Source organism: Pseudarthrobacter humi (genome assembly GCF_024294965.1).
In the GTDB taxonomy this organism is placed as follows: domain Bacteria; phylum Actinomycetota; class Actinomycetes; order Actinomycetales; family Micrococcaceae; genus Arthrobacter; species Arthrobacter humi.
On record NZ_JANCLV010000001.1, the window covers coordinates 420,942 to 435,977 of the forward strand.

12 protein-coding genes are annotated in these 15,036 nt (G+C 63.1%); 9 read left to right on the forward strand and 3 right to left on the reverse strand.

From position 1 onward, the window contains the following. Positions 1-2 precede the first annotated feature (2 nt). Positions 3-1,211, reverse strand: a complete 1,209-nt coding sequence (locus NFC73_RS02095; RefSeq protein WP_254747250.1) for a DNA recombination protein RmuC — start codon at positions 1,209-1,211, stop codon at positions 3-5. Positions 1,212-1,341: 130 nt separating this feature from the next. Between NFC73_RS02095 and ychF the strand changes: the two genes are divergently transcribed. The 6 genes from ychF to NFC73_RS02125 all read left to right on the forward strand — a co-directional run bounded on the left by ychF (position 1,342) and on the right by NFC73_RS02125 (position 9,881). After that, positions 1,342-2,427, forward strand: coding sequence for a redox-regulated ATPase YchF (gene ychF, locus NFC73_RS02100; RefSeq protein WP_254747252.1), 1,086 nt, complete (start codon positions 1,342-1,344; stop codon positions 2,425-2,427). 24 nt (positions 2,428-2,451) lie between these two features. Continuing rightward, positions 2,452-4,215 (forward strand): ABC transporter family substrate-binding protein, encoded by a 1,764-nt coding sequence (locus NFC73_RS02105; protein ID WP_254747254.1) that lies wholly within the window; start codon positions 2,452-2,454, stop codon positions 4,213-4,215. 277 nt (positions 4,216-4,492) lie between these two features. Next, the gene (locus NFC73_RS02110) at positions 4,493-6,178 is read left to right on the forward strand and encodes a peptide ABC transporter substrate-binding protein (protein ID WP_254747256.1); all 1,686 of its coding nucleotides are present in this window, start codon (positions 4,493-4,495) and stop codon (positions 6,176-6,178) included. A gap of 124 nt (positions 6,179-6,302) precedes the next feature. Next, entirely contained in the window at positions 6,303-7,232 is a 930-nt protein-coding gene (locus NFC73_RS02115) for an ABC transporter permease (protein WP_254747258.1), read from the forward strand. Further along, positions 7,222-8,166 (forward strand): ABC transporter permease, encoded by a 945-nt coding sequence (locus NFC73_RS02120; RefSeq protein ID WP_254747260.1) that lies wholly within the window; start codon positions 7,222-7,224, stop codon positions 8,164-8,166. Before NFC73_RS02115 ends, NFC73_RS02120 begins: the two co-directional genes overlap by 11 nt. Positions 8,167-8,177: 11 nt before the next feature. Then, positions 8,178-9,881, forward strand: a complete 1,704-nt coding sequence (locus NFC73_RS02125) for a dipeptide ABC transporter ATP-binding protein (RefSeq protein WP_254747262.1) — start codon at positions 8,178-8,180, stop codon at positions 9,879-9,881. Between the two features lie 117 nt (positions 9,882-9,998). Here NFC73_RS02125 and NFC73_RS02130 read toward each other — a convergent pair whose 3' ends face one another. Continuing rightward, the gene (locus NFC73_RS02130) at positions 9,999-10,844 is read right to left on the reverse strand and encodes an SGNH/GDSL hydrolase family protein (protein ID WP_254747264.1); all 846 of its coding nucleotides are present in this window, start codon (positions 10,842-10,844) and stop codon (positions 9,999-10,001) included. 270 nt (positions 10,845-11,114) lie between these two features. Here NFC73_RS02130 and typA point away from each other — a divergent pair, with 270 nt between their 5' ends. Next, on the forward strand, positions 11,115-13,043 hold the full coding sequence (gene typA, locus NFC73_RS02135) for a translational GTPase TypA (protein ID WP_254747266.1): 1,929 nt from the start codon (positions 11,115-11,117) through the stop codon (positions 13,041-13,043). Positions 13,044-13,130: 87 nt separating this feature from the next. Here the strand turns inward: typA and NFC73_RS02140 are convergent, their stop codons facing one another. Next, positions 13,131-13,376: a putative acetyltransferase gene (locus NFC73_RS02140; RefSeq protein ID WP_248759736.1), complete on the reverse strand. Its 246-nt coding sequence runs from the start codon at positions 13,374-13,376 to the stop codon at positions 13,131-13,133. Between the two features lie 134 nt (positions 13,377-13,510). On the opposite strand from NFC73_RS02140, the gene fdxA reads away from it, so the two are divergent. Then, positions 13,511-13,837: a ferredoxin gene (gene fdxA / locus NFC73_RS02145; RefSeq protein WP_026265673.1), complete on the forward strand. Its 327-nt coding sequence runs from the start codon at positions 13,511-13,513 to the stop codon at positions 13,835-13,837. Positions 13,838-13,850: 13 nt separating this feature from the next. Continuing rightward, positions 13,851-14,999 carry a succinyldiaminopimelate transaminase gene (gene dapC, locus NFC73_RS02150; protein ID WP_256548512.1) on the forward strand — a complete coding sequence of 383 codons (1,149 nt, stop codon included), beginning with the start codon at positions 13,851-13,853 and terminating at the stop codon, positions 14,997-14,999. Positions 15,000-15,036 lie beyond the last annotated feature (37 nt).

The following is a 15,036-nucleotide window of genomic DNA, read 5'->3' on the forward strand; positions in this document are numbered from 1 at the left end:
CGTCAGGCGGCGGCTTCGTCCTGCTGAAACTCCGGGGCCGCCAGCGAACGCGGCGTGACCTCGAGTGCCGGGGGAGTGAGCAGCCCGGATTCATCCATGGCGTTGAGCTTCCGTGCTGTGGGCAGGATCCGCGCTTCCAGGGTGCCGATCAGGGCGTTGTACCGGTCCACTGAGGACTTCAGGGACGAACCCAGCTTGCCCACGTTGTCGCCGAGCGTTCCCATGCGTTCGTAGAGCTGACGGGCGAGATCGAACAGTTCGCGCGCACTGTCCGTCAGCACATCCTGGCGCCACGTGAACGCCACTGATTTCAGCACTGCGAGCAGCGTGCTTGGCGAGGCGAGAACAACGTTCCTCGACAGCGCGTGGTCCAACAGCGTCGCGTCGGCTGTCAAGGCGGCGGCCAGGATGGATTCGGCCGGCAGGAAGCAGATCACCAGCTCGGGTGAGTTCCCGGGGATGTCCCAGTACTTCTTGTTGCTGAGCGAGTCGACGTGGGCCCGCAGCGCCTTGGCGTGGGCAGCCAGCAGGGATTGCTGGCTGCCGGGATTCCCGGTTGTACCCGAGTCCTGGCGAGCACCCAGCTCCTGGGCCTCCAGGTAGGAGGACAACGGAACCTTCGCGTCCACCACCAGCTGCTTCTGGCCCGGTAGCTGGACGACGAGGTCGGGACGGACCGCTGAATCGGCCCCGGCGCTGTGGACCTGCTCCAGGAAATCCACGTGCTTGAGCATGCCCGATGCCTCAACCACGCGGCGCAATTGGACTTCGCCCCACTGTCCACGAGCGCTATTGGAGCGCAACGCTGACTCGAGGGCGTGCGTGGACCGGATCAGCTGGGCATCGGAAAGCCTGGCCTCCTGAAGTTGTTGCGCCAGCTGGCCGTACTGTTCCAGGCGGTCGCGTTCCAGCAGTGCCACCTGCTGCTGCACCGCGGTCAGCTTTTCCGCCACGGGGGAGAGTGCCCGGAGGACGCTTTCGTCCTGGTTGCGGGACTCGCCGAGTTCCCGGTTCTGCATCGAGAGCAGGCGGCGCTCCGCGTCCGCGGCGGCGAACTGGGCGCTGACCTCGGACAGCCGCGACGAGACGGCGTCGAAGTCCTCCTCCAGGGCACGACTGTGCCGGCGGAGGGAAAAGTAGGTGGCGGCGGCGCCGGCGAGGGCACCCACCAGCAGCATCAACAGGGCAAGAATCAGGGCTAAAGCATCCATATCCACACTGTGGCATGACCCTGTGACAATTTACGGAACCGACATATTCGGCCAGGCGTTCCACCATGTGCCGACACTGCGGGGGACCGCCTGGGCCCCATGCGTCCGGCAACCGGTAGAATCAATGCTCGTGGCTCTTACTATTGGCATCGTCGGACTGCCCAACGTCGGCAAATCAACTCTTTTCAACGCACTGACCCGGAACCAGGTGCTGGCTGCGAACTATCCGTTCGCTACCATCGAACCCAATGTCGGCGTCGTGAACCTGCCGGATCCCCGGCTGCAGCAGCTCGCTGACATCTTTGGATCGCAGCGACTCCTGCCCGCTCCGGTGTCTTTCGTGGACATCGCCGGCATCGTGAAGGGCGCATCGGAGGGCGAAGGCCTGGGCAACAAGTTCCTTGCCAACATCCGTGAGGCCGAGGCCATCGCCCAGGTGGTCCGGGTGTTTGATGATCCCGACGTCATCCACGTCGATGGCAAAGTGGATCCCCGCTCGGACATGGAAACCATCAACACCGAGCTGATCCTGGCTGACCTTCAGACCATCGAAAATGCCATTCCCCGGATCGAAAAAGAAGTTAAGATCAAGAAGCGGGACGCCGCCGAACTGGCAGCCATCAAGGCCGCCCAGGCGGTCCTGGAACGCGGCGACACGGTCTTCTCCTCGATCAAGAGCGACAAGCTGGAGATGGAGCACCTCAAGGAGCTCAGCCTCCTGACCGCCAAGCCGTTCATCTACGTCTTCAACGCCGACGAAGGCATCCTGGGCAGCCCGGAGAAGCAGGACGAACTGCGGGCCATGGTGGCCCCGGCGGACGCCATCTTCCTGGACGCGAAGCTCGAATCCGACCTCGTGGAGCTGGATGAGGAGGAAGCGCGCGAAATGCTGGAAATGAACGGCCAGGACGAGTCCGGCCTCGACCAGCTGGCACGCGTCGGCTTCCACACCCTGGGCCTCCAGACCTACCTCACGGCCGGTCCGAAGGAAACACGCGCCTGGACCATCCACCAGGGCGACACCGCCCCGCAGGCAGCAGGCGTCATCCACAGCGACTTCCAGCGTGGCTTCATCAAGGCTGAAGTGGTTTCCTTCCATGACCTCATCGAGGCCGGTTCCATGGCGGAAGCCAAGTCCCGTGGCAAGGTACGCATTGAAGGCAAAGAGTACGTGATGGCTGACGGCGATGTAGTGGAGTTCCGCTTCAACGTCTGATTCCGGACAGGCAAAGGAGATGGAATGCCCCTGAAGCGTCTGATTCAGGTCATCACCGGGACCGTCGTTGCGGCGCTGGTTACCTCGGGGTGCTCCGCTTCCGGCGGTGCACCGCCGGTGGTGGTCGGTGAGACGACGCGCGGCGGCAGCGCCACCGTGGCCGAAGTGAACGCCTTCACGTCCTTCAACCCGTTCAGTGCCGACGGAAACACGGACATCAACACCAAGATCGGCCATATCACCCACACCGGGTTCTACTACGTGGATGACACCGAAAAAGTGGTCCGGAACGAGAAATTCGGCCGTATCGAGAAAATCTCCGACAAGCCGCTGAAGGTGAAGTACACCGTCAGTGAGGGTGTGAAATGGTCCGACGGTGAAGCCATCGACGCCGGCGACCTCCTCCTCTCCTGGGCCGCCGGCTCGGGCTACTTCGACGACGCGGAACCCCTGGCGGGGACCGGCACCAGGTACTTTTCGGCCGCGGCGGACAAGAGCGGCCTGGCGGCCACCGCTCTTCCGGAGATCGGCAGTGACGGGCGTTCCATCACGCTGGAATACGCCGCGCCGTACGCTGATTGGGAAGTAGCGTTCGACGTCGGGCTCCCCGCCCATGTTGTCGCCGCCAAAAGCGGCCTCAATGACGAAGGCGATCTGGTTGACCTGATCAGGGACTCGCCCCGCGGCGACACCGAACAGCCTGCGGTCAACGCCCCGCTGAAACGGGTCAGCGACTTCTGGAACTCAGGTTTCGACACCAAAACGCTTCCTGATGACCCGGCCATGTACCTTTCCAGCGGCCCCTACATCGTCCGGGACATCGTTCCGGACGCCTCGATCCGGCTGGTCAGGAACAGGGACTATGTCTGGGGACCTGAGCCTTACCTCGATGACATCACCGTGCGGTTCGCCGGTGCCGCCTCTACCGCCATTGCCGCCCTCAGGAACGGCCAGGCCGACATCATCGCCCCGCAGCCCAATGCCGGTACCGAAAGCCTCTTCGACGGGCTGGCGGAGCAGGGAAATACCGTCCAGCGCTTCAGCCAGACCGGCTACGACCACCTCGATCTCAACTTTTCGGGACCCTTCGCGGACAAGGCCGTCCGGGAAGCGTTTTTGAAGACCGTTCCACGGCAGGAGATCGTGGATGACGTGGTGGGTGGATTCGTCGCCGACGCGAAACCCCTGGACTCACACGTCTTCCTGCCACCCCATCCGAAGTATCAGGACACCGTGAAGAACAACGGTTCGGCCGAATACTCCGACCTGGACATCCAAGGCGCGAAGTCGCAATTGCGGGATGCTGCTCCGACGGTCCGCATCTTGTACAACAAGGACAACCCCAACCGTGTGCGGGCCTTTTCCCTGATCCGCGACTCCGCCCGCCGCGCCGGATTCACCGTTGAAGACGCGGGCCTCGGCAGCCCGGACTGGGCGAAAGCGCTCGGCGGCGGCAGCTACGACGCCGCCATCCTCGGCTCCATCGGACCCGGGGTCGGCGTCAGCCGCGTCCCGCAGATCTTTAAGACCGGTGGCGGCAGCAACTTCAACGGATTTTCCGACGGCGATGCTGACAAAGCCATGGAGCAACTGTCCGGCACCACGGACCTTGCAAAGCAGGACGAACTGTTGGCTGACATCGACAAACGCGTGTGGGAAAGCGCCTACGGCCTGCCGCTGTACCAGACCACTGGAACGGTGGCTTTCAGCAGCCGCGTGACTGGTATCAAGCCCAGCTCAGGCGCCCTGGGCGTTTGGTGGAATGTGTGGGAGTGGCGCCTGAAATAGGTCCTCCAGGGGGCTTACCGCCCTGTGGGAGCCCGCCCCCATCCTCGATTCGCAGCATCCCCTACCAGCGAGTAGCATGTGACTTGCGCAACTTCCGGGTGCCGGCTAGTTATTGGCGATTAACTGGTTACGGTTTAGCAACGGAGTACCAGTATTTGGACTTTGTGCGGTTAGGCTACTCGTATATGTAGGCCACGTCACAGTGAGAACCTGTGACGAGCCTGCCGGGGAGCAAAAGATTTCCCCTGACTATCTCCCACAACTCATAGGAGGCGGAATGCGTTTCACGCGCACTTCCAAAGCACTCGGCATGGTGGCGATCGCTGCCCTCGCCCTGACAGGCTGCGGCGCTGGAGGCGGCAGCAATGATGGTGCCAGCCAGTCGGCCGGCGATCCCAACAAGGTGATCACCGCGTACAGCAACGAACCACAGAACCCCCTGCTGCCGGCCAACACGGGCGAAGTCTACGGTGGCCGCGTGGTCGAACTCCTCTTCGAAGGACTTCGGACCTACGACGCCGACGGTAAGCCCGTCAATGCACTGGCAGAGTCCATTGAATCCTCGGACGCCCAGAACTGGACCATCAAGGTCAAGCAGGGCCAGAAGTTCACCAACGGCGAAGCGATCACTGCCAAGACGTTCGTTGATTCCTGGAACTTCGCCGCGAACTCAAAGAACCTGCAGCAAAATGGCTTCTTCTTTGAGTCCATCGCCGGATACGCAGATGTCTCAGCCGTGATCACTGAAAAATCGGCTGACGGTAAAGAGACCACCACCCCGGCTCCCACCGCCGAGACGATGTCGGGCCTGACGGCTACAGACGATTCCACCCTCACGGTCAAACTGGCACAGCCGGAAGCTGACTGGTCGCTCCGCCTGGGCTACTCGGCGTTCTTCCCGATCCCGTCCGCAGCAATGACCGACCCGAAGGCCTTCGGTGAGAATCCGATCGGAAACGGTCCTTACAAGATGGAAAAGACCGGCGCGTGGGTCCACGACCAGTCCATCTCACTCGTCAAGAACGCTGATTATAGCGGTCCCCGCGCTTCGAAAAACGGTGGCGTGACCTTCAAGTTCTACACCGATCCGGGCCCCGCATACACAGACCTGCAGGCCAACAACCTGGACGTTTCGGATGTTCTGCCCTCCAACGCGCTGAAGACTTACGTCACGGACTTCCAGGACCGCAACTCCACCAAGCCGGTTGCCACCAACTCCACCCTGAACATCCCGGGTTACAACCCGAACTTCCAGGGTGAAGCGGGGCTGCTGCGCCGCCAGGCACTGTCCTACGCCATCAACCGCGAAGAGATCACCAAGGTGATCTTCAACGGAACCCGCACGCCGGCCAAGGCATTCGCTCCGCCGGTCATCGACGGCTTCAAGGAAAACATCCCGGGCAGCGAAGTTCTCAAGTTCGACGCCGCCAAGGCTAAGGATCTGTGGGCACAGGCTGAGAAGATCAAGCCGTACGATAACTCGAAGCCGCTCCAGATTGCCTCCAACACCGATGGTGGCAACAAGGAATGGATCGACGCCGTAGCCAACGGTTTCAAGAACAACCTGGGCATCCAGGCCGAAATCCAGCCCTTCGCCAAGTTCGCGGAAGTACTGAACCTGCGCAAGTCCCAGATGCTCCCCGGCCTGTCACGCGCCGGCTGGCAGGGCGACTACCCGTCGCTCTACAACTTCCTGGGACCGGTCTGGGCCTCGGGTGCTCCGTCCAACTACGAGAAGTACACGAACCCTGAGTTCGACAAGCTGCTTCAGGAAGGCCTCGCTGCCAAGTCCACCGAGGAGGCCAACGAGAAGTTCAACGAGGCACAGGAGGTCCTGTTCAAGGATCTTCCGGGTCTGCCCCTCTGGGACCAGGCCAAGCCGATCGTCTGGAGCGAGAACGTCATCAAGGCCGAAACCGGCTGGAATGGCGGAGTTCTCTACTACAACATCACGGCCAAGTAGTCTCCACGATCTAACTTGCCGCAGGCGTATGGGGGTCCGGCGTTATGCCGGGCCCCCATTGTCCTGTACGGCAGGAAGGCACCCATGAAATTCCCTTCTTCGCTCCCCGAAGGCCGGTGATCCGGTGGTCCGCTTTATCCTTCGCAGGCTCCTTCAGGCAATCCCCGTCTTCCTCGGCACCACCCTTCTGGTGTACTACATGGTTTTCGCCCTGCCGGGTGACCCCATTGCCGCCCTCTTCGGCGACCGCCAGCCCCCGCAGGCAGTTATCGACACACTGCGCACCCAGTACCATTTGGACGAACCGTTCTGGGTCCAGTACGGCCTGTTCCTGCAGAACATTTTCACTTTCAACCTCGGCAACGACTTCACTGGACAGCCGATCGCTGCCTCGTTGGCGAGGGTCTTTCCTGTGACGGCGATGCTGGCAGTGGAAGCTCTAATTATTCAGACCGTGTTCGGTGTGGGGTTCGGTGTCTTTGCCGGCCTTCGTCGTGGTGGCTGGTTTGACTCCACCGTGCTGGTGGCCTCACTCGTGGTCATCGCTGTTCCCACATTCGTTCTTGGCTTTGTTTTCCAGTTGGTCTTCGGAGTCCAGCTGGGTTGGGCGAAACCGACGGTCGGCGCCAACGCCGATTGGGGCAGCCTGTTGCTGCCGGCCACCGTGCTGGGCCTGGTGTCGTTTGCCTATGTCCTCCGCCTGACGCGTGCTTCGGTCAGCGAGAGCATGAATGCCGATTACGTGCGGACTGCCACAGCAAAGGGCCTGTCCCGGCCCCGGGTTGTGATTGCACACATCCTGCGCAACTCCCTGATCCCCGTCGTCACCTTCCTGGGCGCCGACCTGGGCGGTCTGATGGGCGGCGCGATTGTCACCGAAGCCATCTTCAATGTGCCAGGTGTGGGCAACAAGCTCTATCAGGCCACATTGCGCACGGAGGGGCCCACCATTGTCTCCATAGTCAGCGTGCTGGTTCTGGTGTTTGTGGTTGCCAACCTGCTCGTTGATCTCCTGTACGCCTGGCTGGACCCAAGGATTCGTTATGACCAGTAAAAACAGCCACTTTGTGGCGCCCATCGACGAAACGCCGTTGCTCGCGACCGACACGCTCAAAACTGAGCAGGCGCCGCTGAGCCTGTGGGCCGACGCCTGGCGCAAGCTCCGCCGTCGTCCGCTGTTCATCATTTCGTCGCTGTTGATCCTGGCCTTGATTATCATCGCGCTGTTCCCGGGCCTGCTCTCGACGGTGCCGCCGAACGATGACTGCCAGCTCGGAAACTCCGAAGCAGGACCCGCTCCCGGGCATCCCTTCGGATTCACCTTCCAGGGGTGCGACATCTATTCGAGGGTTGTCCACGGAACACAGGCTTCGCTCTCAGTGGGCCTCCTGTCTGTTATCTGCGTGGTGATCATCGGAGTGACGATTGGCGCGATAGCCGGCTACTACGGTGGCTGGGTTGACTCGGTCCTTGCACGTCTCGGTGACATTTTCTTTGCTTTGCCGTTGGTGCTGGGCGCCCTGGTGATCACCCAGCTGCCTTTTTTCCGCGACAACAAGAGCGTGTGGACGGTGGTGGCGATCATTGCGCTGCTGACCTGGCCGCAAATGGCACGCATTGCCCGTGGCGCTGTCATCGAGGTCCGAAACGCCGATTTTGTGACTGCCGCCCGAGCTCTGGGTGTTTCGAGGGTCGGAGCGCTCCTGCGTCACGTCCTGCCGAATGCACTGGCGCCGATCATTGTCATGGCGACCTTGAACCTGGGCATCTTCATCGTCCTGGAGGCCACCCTGTCATTCCTGGGCATTGGGTTGCCGCAAAGCATCATGTCCTGGGGCAACGATATTGCCGGCGCGCAGTCGTCCATCCGGACGAGGCCGGAGATCATGCTTTTCCCCGCCGCAGCCCTGTCCATTACGGTCCTGAGCTTCATCATGTTGGGCGACGCCGTTCGTGACGCCCTCGACCCGAAGAGCAGGCAGCGATGAGAGACAAAAACATGACCATTCCCGATGTTCACGTCGAGGAGGCAGGTAATTCCGGAGTCAAACCCCTCCTGGAAATCCGTGACCTCGCCATCACGTTCAAGACCAGCGGCGGCGACGTCCAGGCAGTCCGTAACGCCCACCTGACCATCATGCCCGGTGAGACCGTGGCGATTGTGGGGGAGTCCGGCTCGGGCAAATCCACCACGGCTTTGGCCGCGATCGGGCTCCTGCCGAACAACGGTGCGGTGTCCGGCGGGCAGATCCTTCTGGATGGCGAGGACATTGCCCATGCCAGCGAGAAGCGGATGATCGAACTCCGCGGCAACACCATCGGCATGGTGCCGCAGGACCCGATGTCCAACCTGAACCCGGTCTGGAAGATTGGCTACCAGGTCAAGGAAACCCTCCGCGCGAACGGCCGGCCCAGCGGTCCGGACGACATCGCCAAGGTCCTTGAGCAGGCCGGACTCCCGGATGCACATCGGCGCGCAAACCAGTACCCCCACGAGTTCTCCGGCGGTATGCGCCAGCGCGCACTGATCGCCATCGGGCTCTCCTGCCAGCCGCGGCTTCTGATAGCTGACGAGCCGACGTCGGCCCTGGACGTGACCGTCCAGCGGCAGATCCTGGATCATCTGGACACCATGACCACTGAACTGGGCACCGCAGTCCTGCTCATCACCCATGACCTGGGTCTGGCTGCAGAGCGCGCGGACAAAGTCGTGGTCATGTACCGGGGACAGGTTGTGGAGTCCGGTCCGTCCCTGGAACTGCTCCAGAATCCGCGCCACCCGTACACCAAGCGGCTGGTTGAGTCCGCTCCGTCCCTGGCAAGCCGGCGGATCCAGGTGGCCAAGGAACTGGGCGTGGAAGCGATCGACCTCCTTGCGCCCACAGAAGAGCCGGCCGCAGACCATGTCCTGAAGATCCAGGACCTGCGGAAGGTCTACAAGCTCCGTCAGGGGCTGGGTAAGGCAACCGACTTCGCTGCGGTGGACGGCGTCAGCTTTGACGTCACCAGGGGAACCACCACGGCGATTGTGGGGGAGTCCGGCTCCGGAAAGTCCACCGTGGCCAAAATGGTCCTCCAGCTGGAAAAGCCAACGGAGGGGAAGATCCTGTTCGACGGCGTCGATACAGCCGCGCTGAAGCCGGCGGAACTCTTTAAGTTCCGGCGGCGCGTGCAGCCGATCTTCCAGGACCCCTACGGGTCGCTGGACCCCATGTACAACATCTTCAGGACCATCGAGGAGCCGTTGCGGGTCCACAAGATCGGGAACAAAGCGAGCAGAGTGAAAAAGGTGCGCGAACTGCTGGACCAGGTGTCCCTGCCGCAGTCGAGTATGCAGCGGTTCCCGAACGAGCTCTCCGGCGGCCAGCGCCAGCGCGTTGCAATCGCGCGTGCGCTGGCTCTGGATCCCGAGGTGATCATCTGTGACGAAGCGGTGTCCGCCCTGGATGTGCTGGTTCAGGCACAGGTCCTTAACCTGCTCGCTGACCTGCAGGCCAACCTCGGGCTGACTTACCTCTTCATCACCCATGACCTGGCGGTGGTGCGGCAGATTGCCGACCACGTCTGTGTGATGGAAAAGGGCAAGCTGGTGGAGACCGGTTCCACGGACGATGTCTTCGAGTCCCCCCAGCAGGAGTACACCAAGGCACTGCTCAACGCCATCCCCGGTGCGAAGCTGATGCTTCCGCCCGAAGTGGCCTGATCAGACCGCTGGATCCCGGGGCTAAAGATGGAGCCGGTGCCTTCAGGGCGCCGGCTCCATTGCTTTTAAGGGTCTGTCCAGCGTGCCAAGGGCGAGTTCCGCCCGCTGGGAGTCTGTTCACTCCGCGGGGGTGGCTGCCACCGGGACAGTGCCGTCCAGGCGTGGGCCTTCGAGCCCCAGCTGCCTGAGCCTGGATCCAAGCAGCCCGCCCAGTGACCTGCGGCCGGCGGCATCCATGTGGACGGCATCTGCCAGGTTCTTCGCGAGGTTGTACTTCGACAGCCAGTCTCCCACGCCCACAAAGGGTATGCCGTTCCTTGCGGACACCGTGCCCAGCAGCGCGTCCACCTGGGTCCTGCGCCCGCCACCGTAGTTGGCGCCGCGGGCCAGGGTGCCGATCATGGCCATCCTGGCGCCTGGATAGCGTTCCCGGAGTGCCCCGATCAGGCGGTCGGCGTTGGCCACGATCTGGGCATCGGTGGCGCCGTGCGCGGCATCGTTGCCGCCGCCCTGGATGACGATCAGCGCGGGCGTCCCGTACGGCAGCTTCCAGTCGCCGCGCTGCAAGGCGTCGATGTAGTTGCCGGTCTTGCCGTTGGATGCCACGAATCCCGTGCCGCCGAGCCCGCAGAAGTGGACCTTGTATCCAACGGCGGCAAGGCCCAGGCGTGGCCACCCGTCAGCAGGTTCGGATTGGGAATCCCCGATCAGGAGGGCAGTGTGCCGCATGTCCGGCACCACCACCTCGTCACGCCCGCTGGCTGGGTTGCGGTACACAGAACCGGCAGGCAGGCTGAGCGGATCGCCGCCGCGGGCCTGGTATGCGCCGGCCGCGGCCGCCTGCGCCGGGGATGGCACGCCGGAGTCCGGTGTTGCTGCTGGGGTCTGTCCGCAGCCGCCCAGAAGCGCGGCTACCGCGATTCCAGAGGCGACAAAGCGGGTCAGAGCCGAGGCTTTTCGCATCAGGGATTCTCCGGGCTTGCTGTGGCTATCACAGCAATGATGGTGCATCAAGTCACAGAAATCCAGTGAGCTTGGTCACTCTTTGGGCCGCGGCGCGCCGGAATTACCCACCGACCGGACTGGGCCGATCCGAGATTTTTAGGCCAACAATAGGCTCAGCGCTTAGAATGAGGGAAGGAGCCCTGTGTTATTGGGCTAATCCGTCGTGCGTTCCGGTTGGAAATGTCGCGAAACAACAGCTGACTTCACCACTGAATCGAGCAATCACGCATGTCTGAAACCACCACCAACACCGCGGTAGCCACTGCATCGCGCAGTGACCTCCGCAACGTCGCGATCGTGGCCCACGTTGACCACGGCAAGACCACTCTGGTCGACGCCATGCTCAAGCAGACCAACTCCTTTGCCGAACACAACCACCTCGAAGACCGCGTCATGGACTCCGGTGACCTGGAACGCGAAAAGGGCATCACCATCCTGGCCAAGAACACCACCGTGGCCTACAACGGACCGTCCTCCAACGGTGAAACCATCACCATCAACGTCATCGACACCCCAGGCCACGCCGACTTCGGCGGCGAAGTAGAGCGCGGCCTGTCCATGGTGGACGGCGTTGTACTCCTCGTGGACGCTTCCGAGGGCCCGCTGCCCCAGACCCGCTTCGTGCTGCGCAAGGCCCTGGCCGCGCACCTGCCGGTGATCCTCCTCGTCAACAAGACCGACCGCCCCGACGCCCGCATCGAGGAAGTTGTCCACGAGTCGATGGACCTCCTGCTGGGCCTCGCCTCGGACCTCGCCGACGAAGTTCCGGACCTGGACCTCGACAAGATCCTTGAAGTTCCGGTTGTCTACGCAGCAGCGAGGGTGGGCCGCGCCTCCCTGGACCAGCCCGCCGACGGCTCCGCTCCGGACAACGAAGACCTTGAGCCGCTGTTCAAGACCATCATCGAGCACATCCCGGCTCCGACGTACAACCCGAACGGTGTCCTCCAGGCACACGTGACCAACCTGGACGCCTCCCCGTTCCTGGGCCGCCTCGCGTTGCTGCGCATCTACAACGGCACCCTGCGCAAGGGCCAGACCGTTGCCTGGGCCCGCGCCAACGGAGAGCTCAAGAACGTCAAGATCACCGAACTGCTGGCCACCAAAGCACTGGACCGTGTTCCCACCGAGTCTGCAGGTCCGGGCGAAATCGTCGCCGTTGCCGGTATCGAGGAAATCACCATTGGTGAGACCCTGACCGACGTCGACAACCCGCAGCCGCTGCCGCTGATCACCGTTGACGATCCCGCCATCTCCATGACCATCGGTATCAACACCTCGCCGCTGGCCGGCCGGGTCAAGGGCGCCAAGGTCACGGCCCGCCAGGTCAAGGACCGCCTGGACAAGGAACTGATCGGTAACGTCTCCATCAAGGTTCTCCCCACCGAGCGTCCCGACGCCTGGGAAGTCCAGGGCCGTGGCGAGCTGGCGCTGGCCATCCTGGTTGAGCAGATGCGCCGTGAAGGCTTCGAACTGACTGTCGGCAAGCCGCAGGTTGTCACCAAGACCGTCGACGGCAAGATCCACGAGCCGATGGAACACATGACCATCGACGTGCCGGAAGAGTACCTCGGTGCCGTCACCCAGCTGATGGCAGCCCGCAAGGGCCGCATGACCAACATGGCCAACCACGGCACCGGCTGGTGCCGCATGGAGTTCATCGTTCCGGCCCGTGGCCTGATCGGCTTCCGCACCAAGTTCCTCACCGACACCCGCGGTGCCGGCATTGCTTCCTCCATCGCCGAGGGCTACGAGCCGTGGGCCGGCACCATCGAGTACCGCACCAACGGTTCGATCGTGGCTGACCGCTCTGGCGTGGTCACCCCGTTCGCGATGATCAAGCTCCAGGAACGCATGTCATTCTTCGTGCAGCCCACCTCCGAGGTCTACGAAGGCATGATCGTTGGCGAGAACTCACGCGCCGATGACATGGACGTGAACATCACCAGGGAAAAGCAGCTCACCAACATGCGTGCAGCGTCCTCGGACACCTTCGAGAACATGACGCCGCCGCGCAACCTGACTCTGGAAGAATCCTTGGAATTCGCCCGCGAAGACGAGTGCGTTGAGGTGACCCCGGAGTCCATCCGTATCCGGAAGCTCATCCTGGACGCCAGCGAACGCGCCAAGTCCACACGGGCACGCGCCAAGGCCTAGTCCTAAATAGCACATCACAGAAACTGCCGGCACGGCAGGCGGGAACCCCGCCGTCGTGCCGGCAGTTTCTTTTGTGTCTGGGGAGTGTCAGTTGCGGACGCGGGCTGGGCGGCGCTCGGGCGCCGGCGGCACTTCCTTGGCAGCCACCACGAGGTCCAGGGGGATCACGACGTCGGCTTTCCGCGTGCGGACTGTGCAGCCGCCGTCGTCAGTGGCCACCAGATGCCCCAGGGCGTCGGTCAGGCCGCCGTCGATCCGGTAACGGACGACAACCCGGGTTCCGGGCGCGGCGGTGGCCAGAAATTCTCGGGGCGTAGGCTGGGCGGGACTCACCAGTTCATACTAGGGCGGCCGGCTAGGTTCGCGTGGACGGGCTGGGAGATAATAAGCTCAGAAGTCAACAGTCCGGCCGGTGCCGGATTCAAGTGCCGGCCACTGCCGGGAAATATCGTGGAGAGGCAAGGGACGTGACGTACGTAATCGCGCAGCCGTGTGTAGATGTCAAGGACAAGGCATGTATCGAGGAATGCCCCGTTGACTGCATCTATGAGGGTGAGCGTTCCTTGTACATCCACCCCGATGAGTGTGTCGACTGTGGTGCCTGCGAGCCGGTATGCCCGGTGGAAGCCATCTACTACGAGGATGACACCCCCGAAGAATGGGCCGACTACTACAAGGCCAACGTCGAATTCTTCGATGACCTGGGCTCGCCCGGTGGCGCCGCCAAGGTGGGCAACACGGGCAAGGATCACCCGATGATCGCCGCCCTGCCGCCGCAGAACCAAGACCACTGAGCCGGGCATTGCGTTGACCGCTGCCGTGAACGGCTTTGGCCTGAGCCTGCCCGACTACCCGTGGGAGGCCATGGCACCGTACCTTGCCAAAGCCTCTGGGCACCCTGGCGGGGCCGTGAACCTGTCGATCGGCACGCCTGTCGACCCCACTCCCGCTGTGATCCAGGATGCCCTCAGGGCCGCCGCGGACGCCCCGGGATACCCCACGGTCCATGGCACCGTTCCGTTGCGGGAAGCCATTGCGGCGTGGTTCGAGCGGCGCCGCGGCGTCCCCGGCCTGGACCCTAAGAACGTTATGCCCACCGTCGGCTCCAAGGAACTGGTGGCGTGGCTGCCGCTCCTGCTCGGGCTGAAGCCGGGCGACGTCGTCGTCCGCCCCAAGGTTGCCTACCCCACCTATGACATTGGGGCTACTTTCGCCGGCGTCACCTCCGTCGCTACCGACCACCTCGACGAGTTGGACAATGCCACCCGCGCACGCGTGCGGCTGATCTGGGTAAACTCCCCGGGCAACCCCACCGGAAGCGTCAGGGATGTTGAGTCCCTCAAAGCGCTTGTGGCGCAGGCCCGCGAATTGGGCGCCGTGGTGGCCTCGGACGAGTGCTACGCCGAACTCGGGTGGGGCGCCTGGGACGCACAGCGCGGCGGCGAGCCCGTGCCCAGCATCCTGGATGCGCGCGTTTCCGGAGGGTCCCACGAGGGCCTCCTGGCCGTGTACTCGCTGAGCAAGCAGTCCAACGTGGCAGGTTACCGCGCAGCGTTTGTGGCTGGTGACCCGGGCATCATGGCCAACCTCGTCAACAGCCGCAAGCATGCCGGCATGATCGTCCCCTACCCGGTGCAGGAAGCAATGCGCGTTGCGGTGGGCGAGGACACCCACGTCCAGGCCCAGAAGGACCTTTACCGCGGACGCCGGGAGCGCCTGGTCCCGGCTTTGCAGGGCTTCGGGCTGGAGATCAAGGATTCCGACGCCGGACTGTACCTTTGGTCCACCGCCGGAGAGAGCACCTGGGACACCGTGGCCCGGCTTGCTGAGCGAGGCATCGTGGTGGGGCCAGGCGTATTTTACGGCGAAGCCGGCAACGGGTTTGTGCGTGTCGCATTGACGGGCACTGATGAACGGATTGACGCCGCAGTGGCCAGACTGGCCACGACGCCGTAACAATCATGTGACTCGCGCCACAAAGGCGGCATTTTAC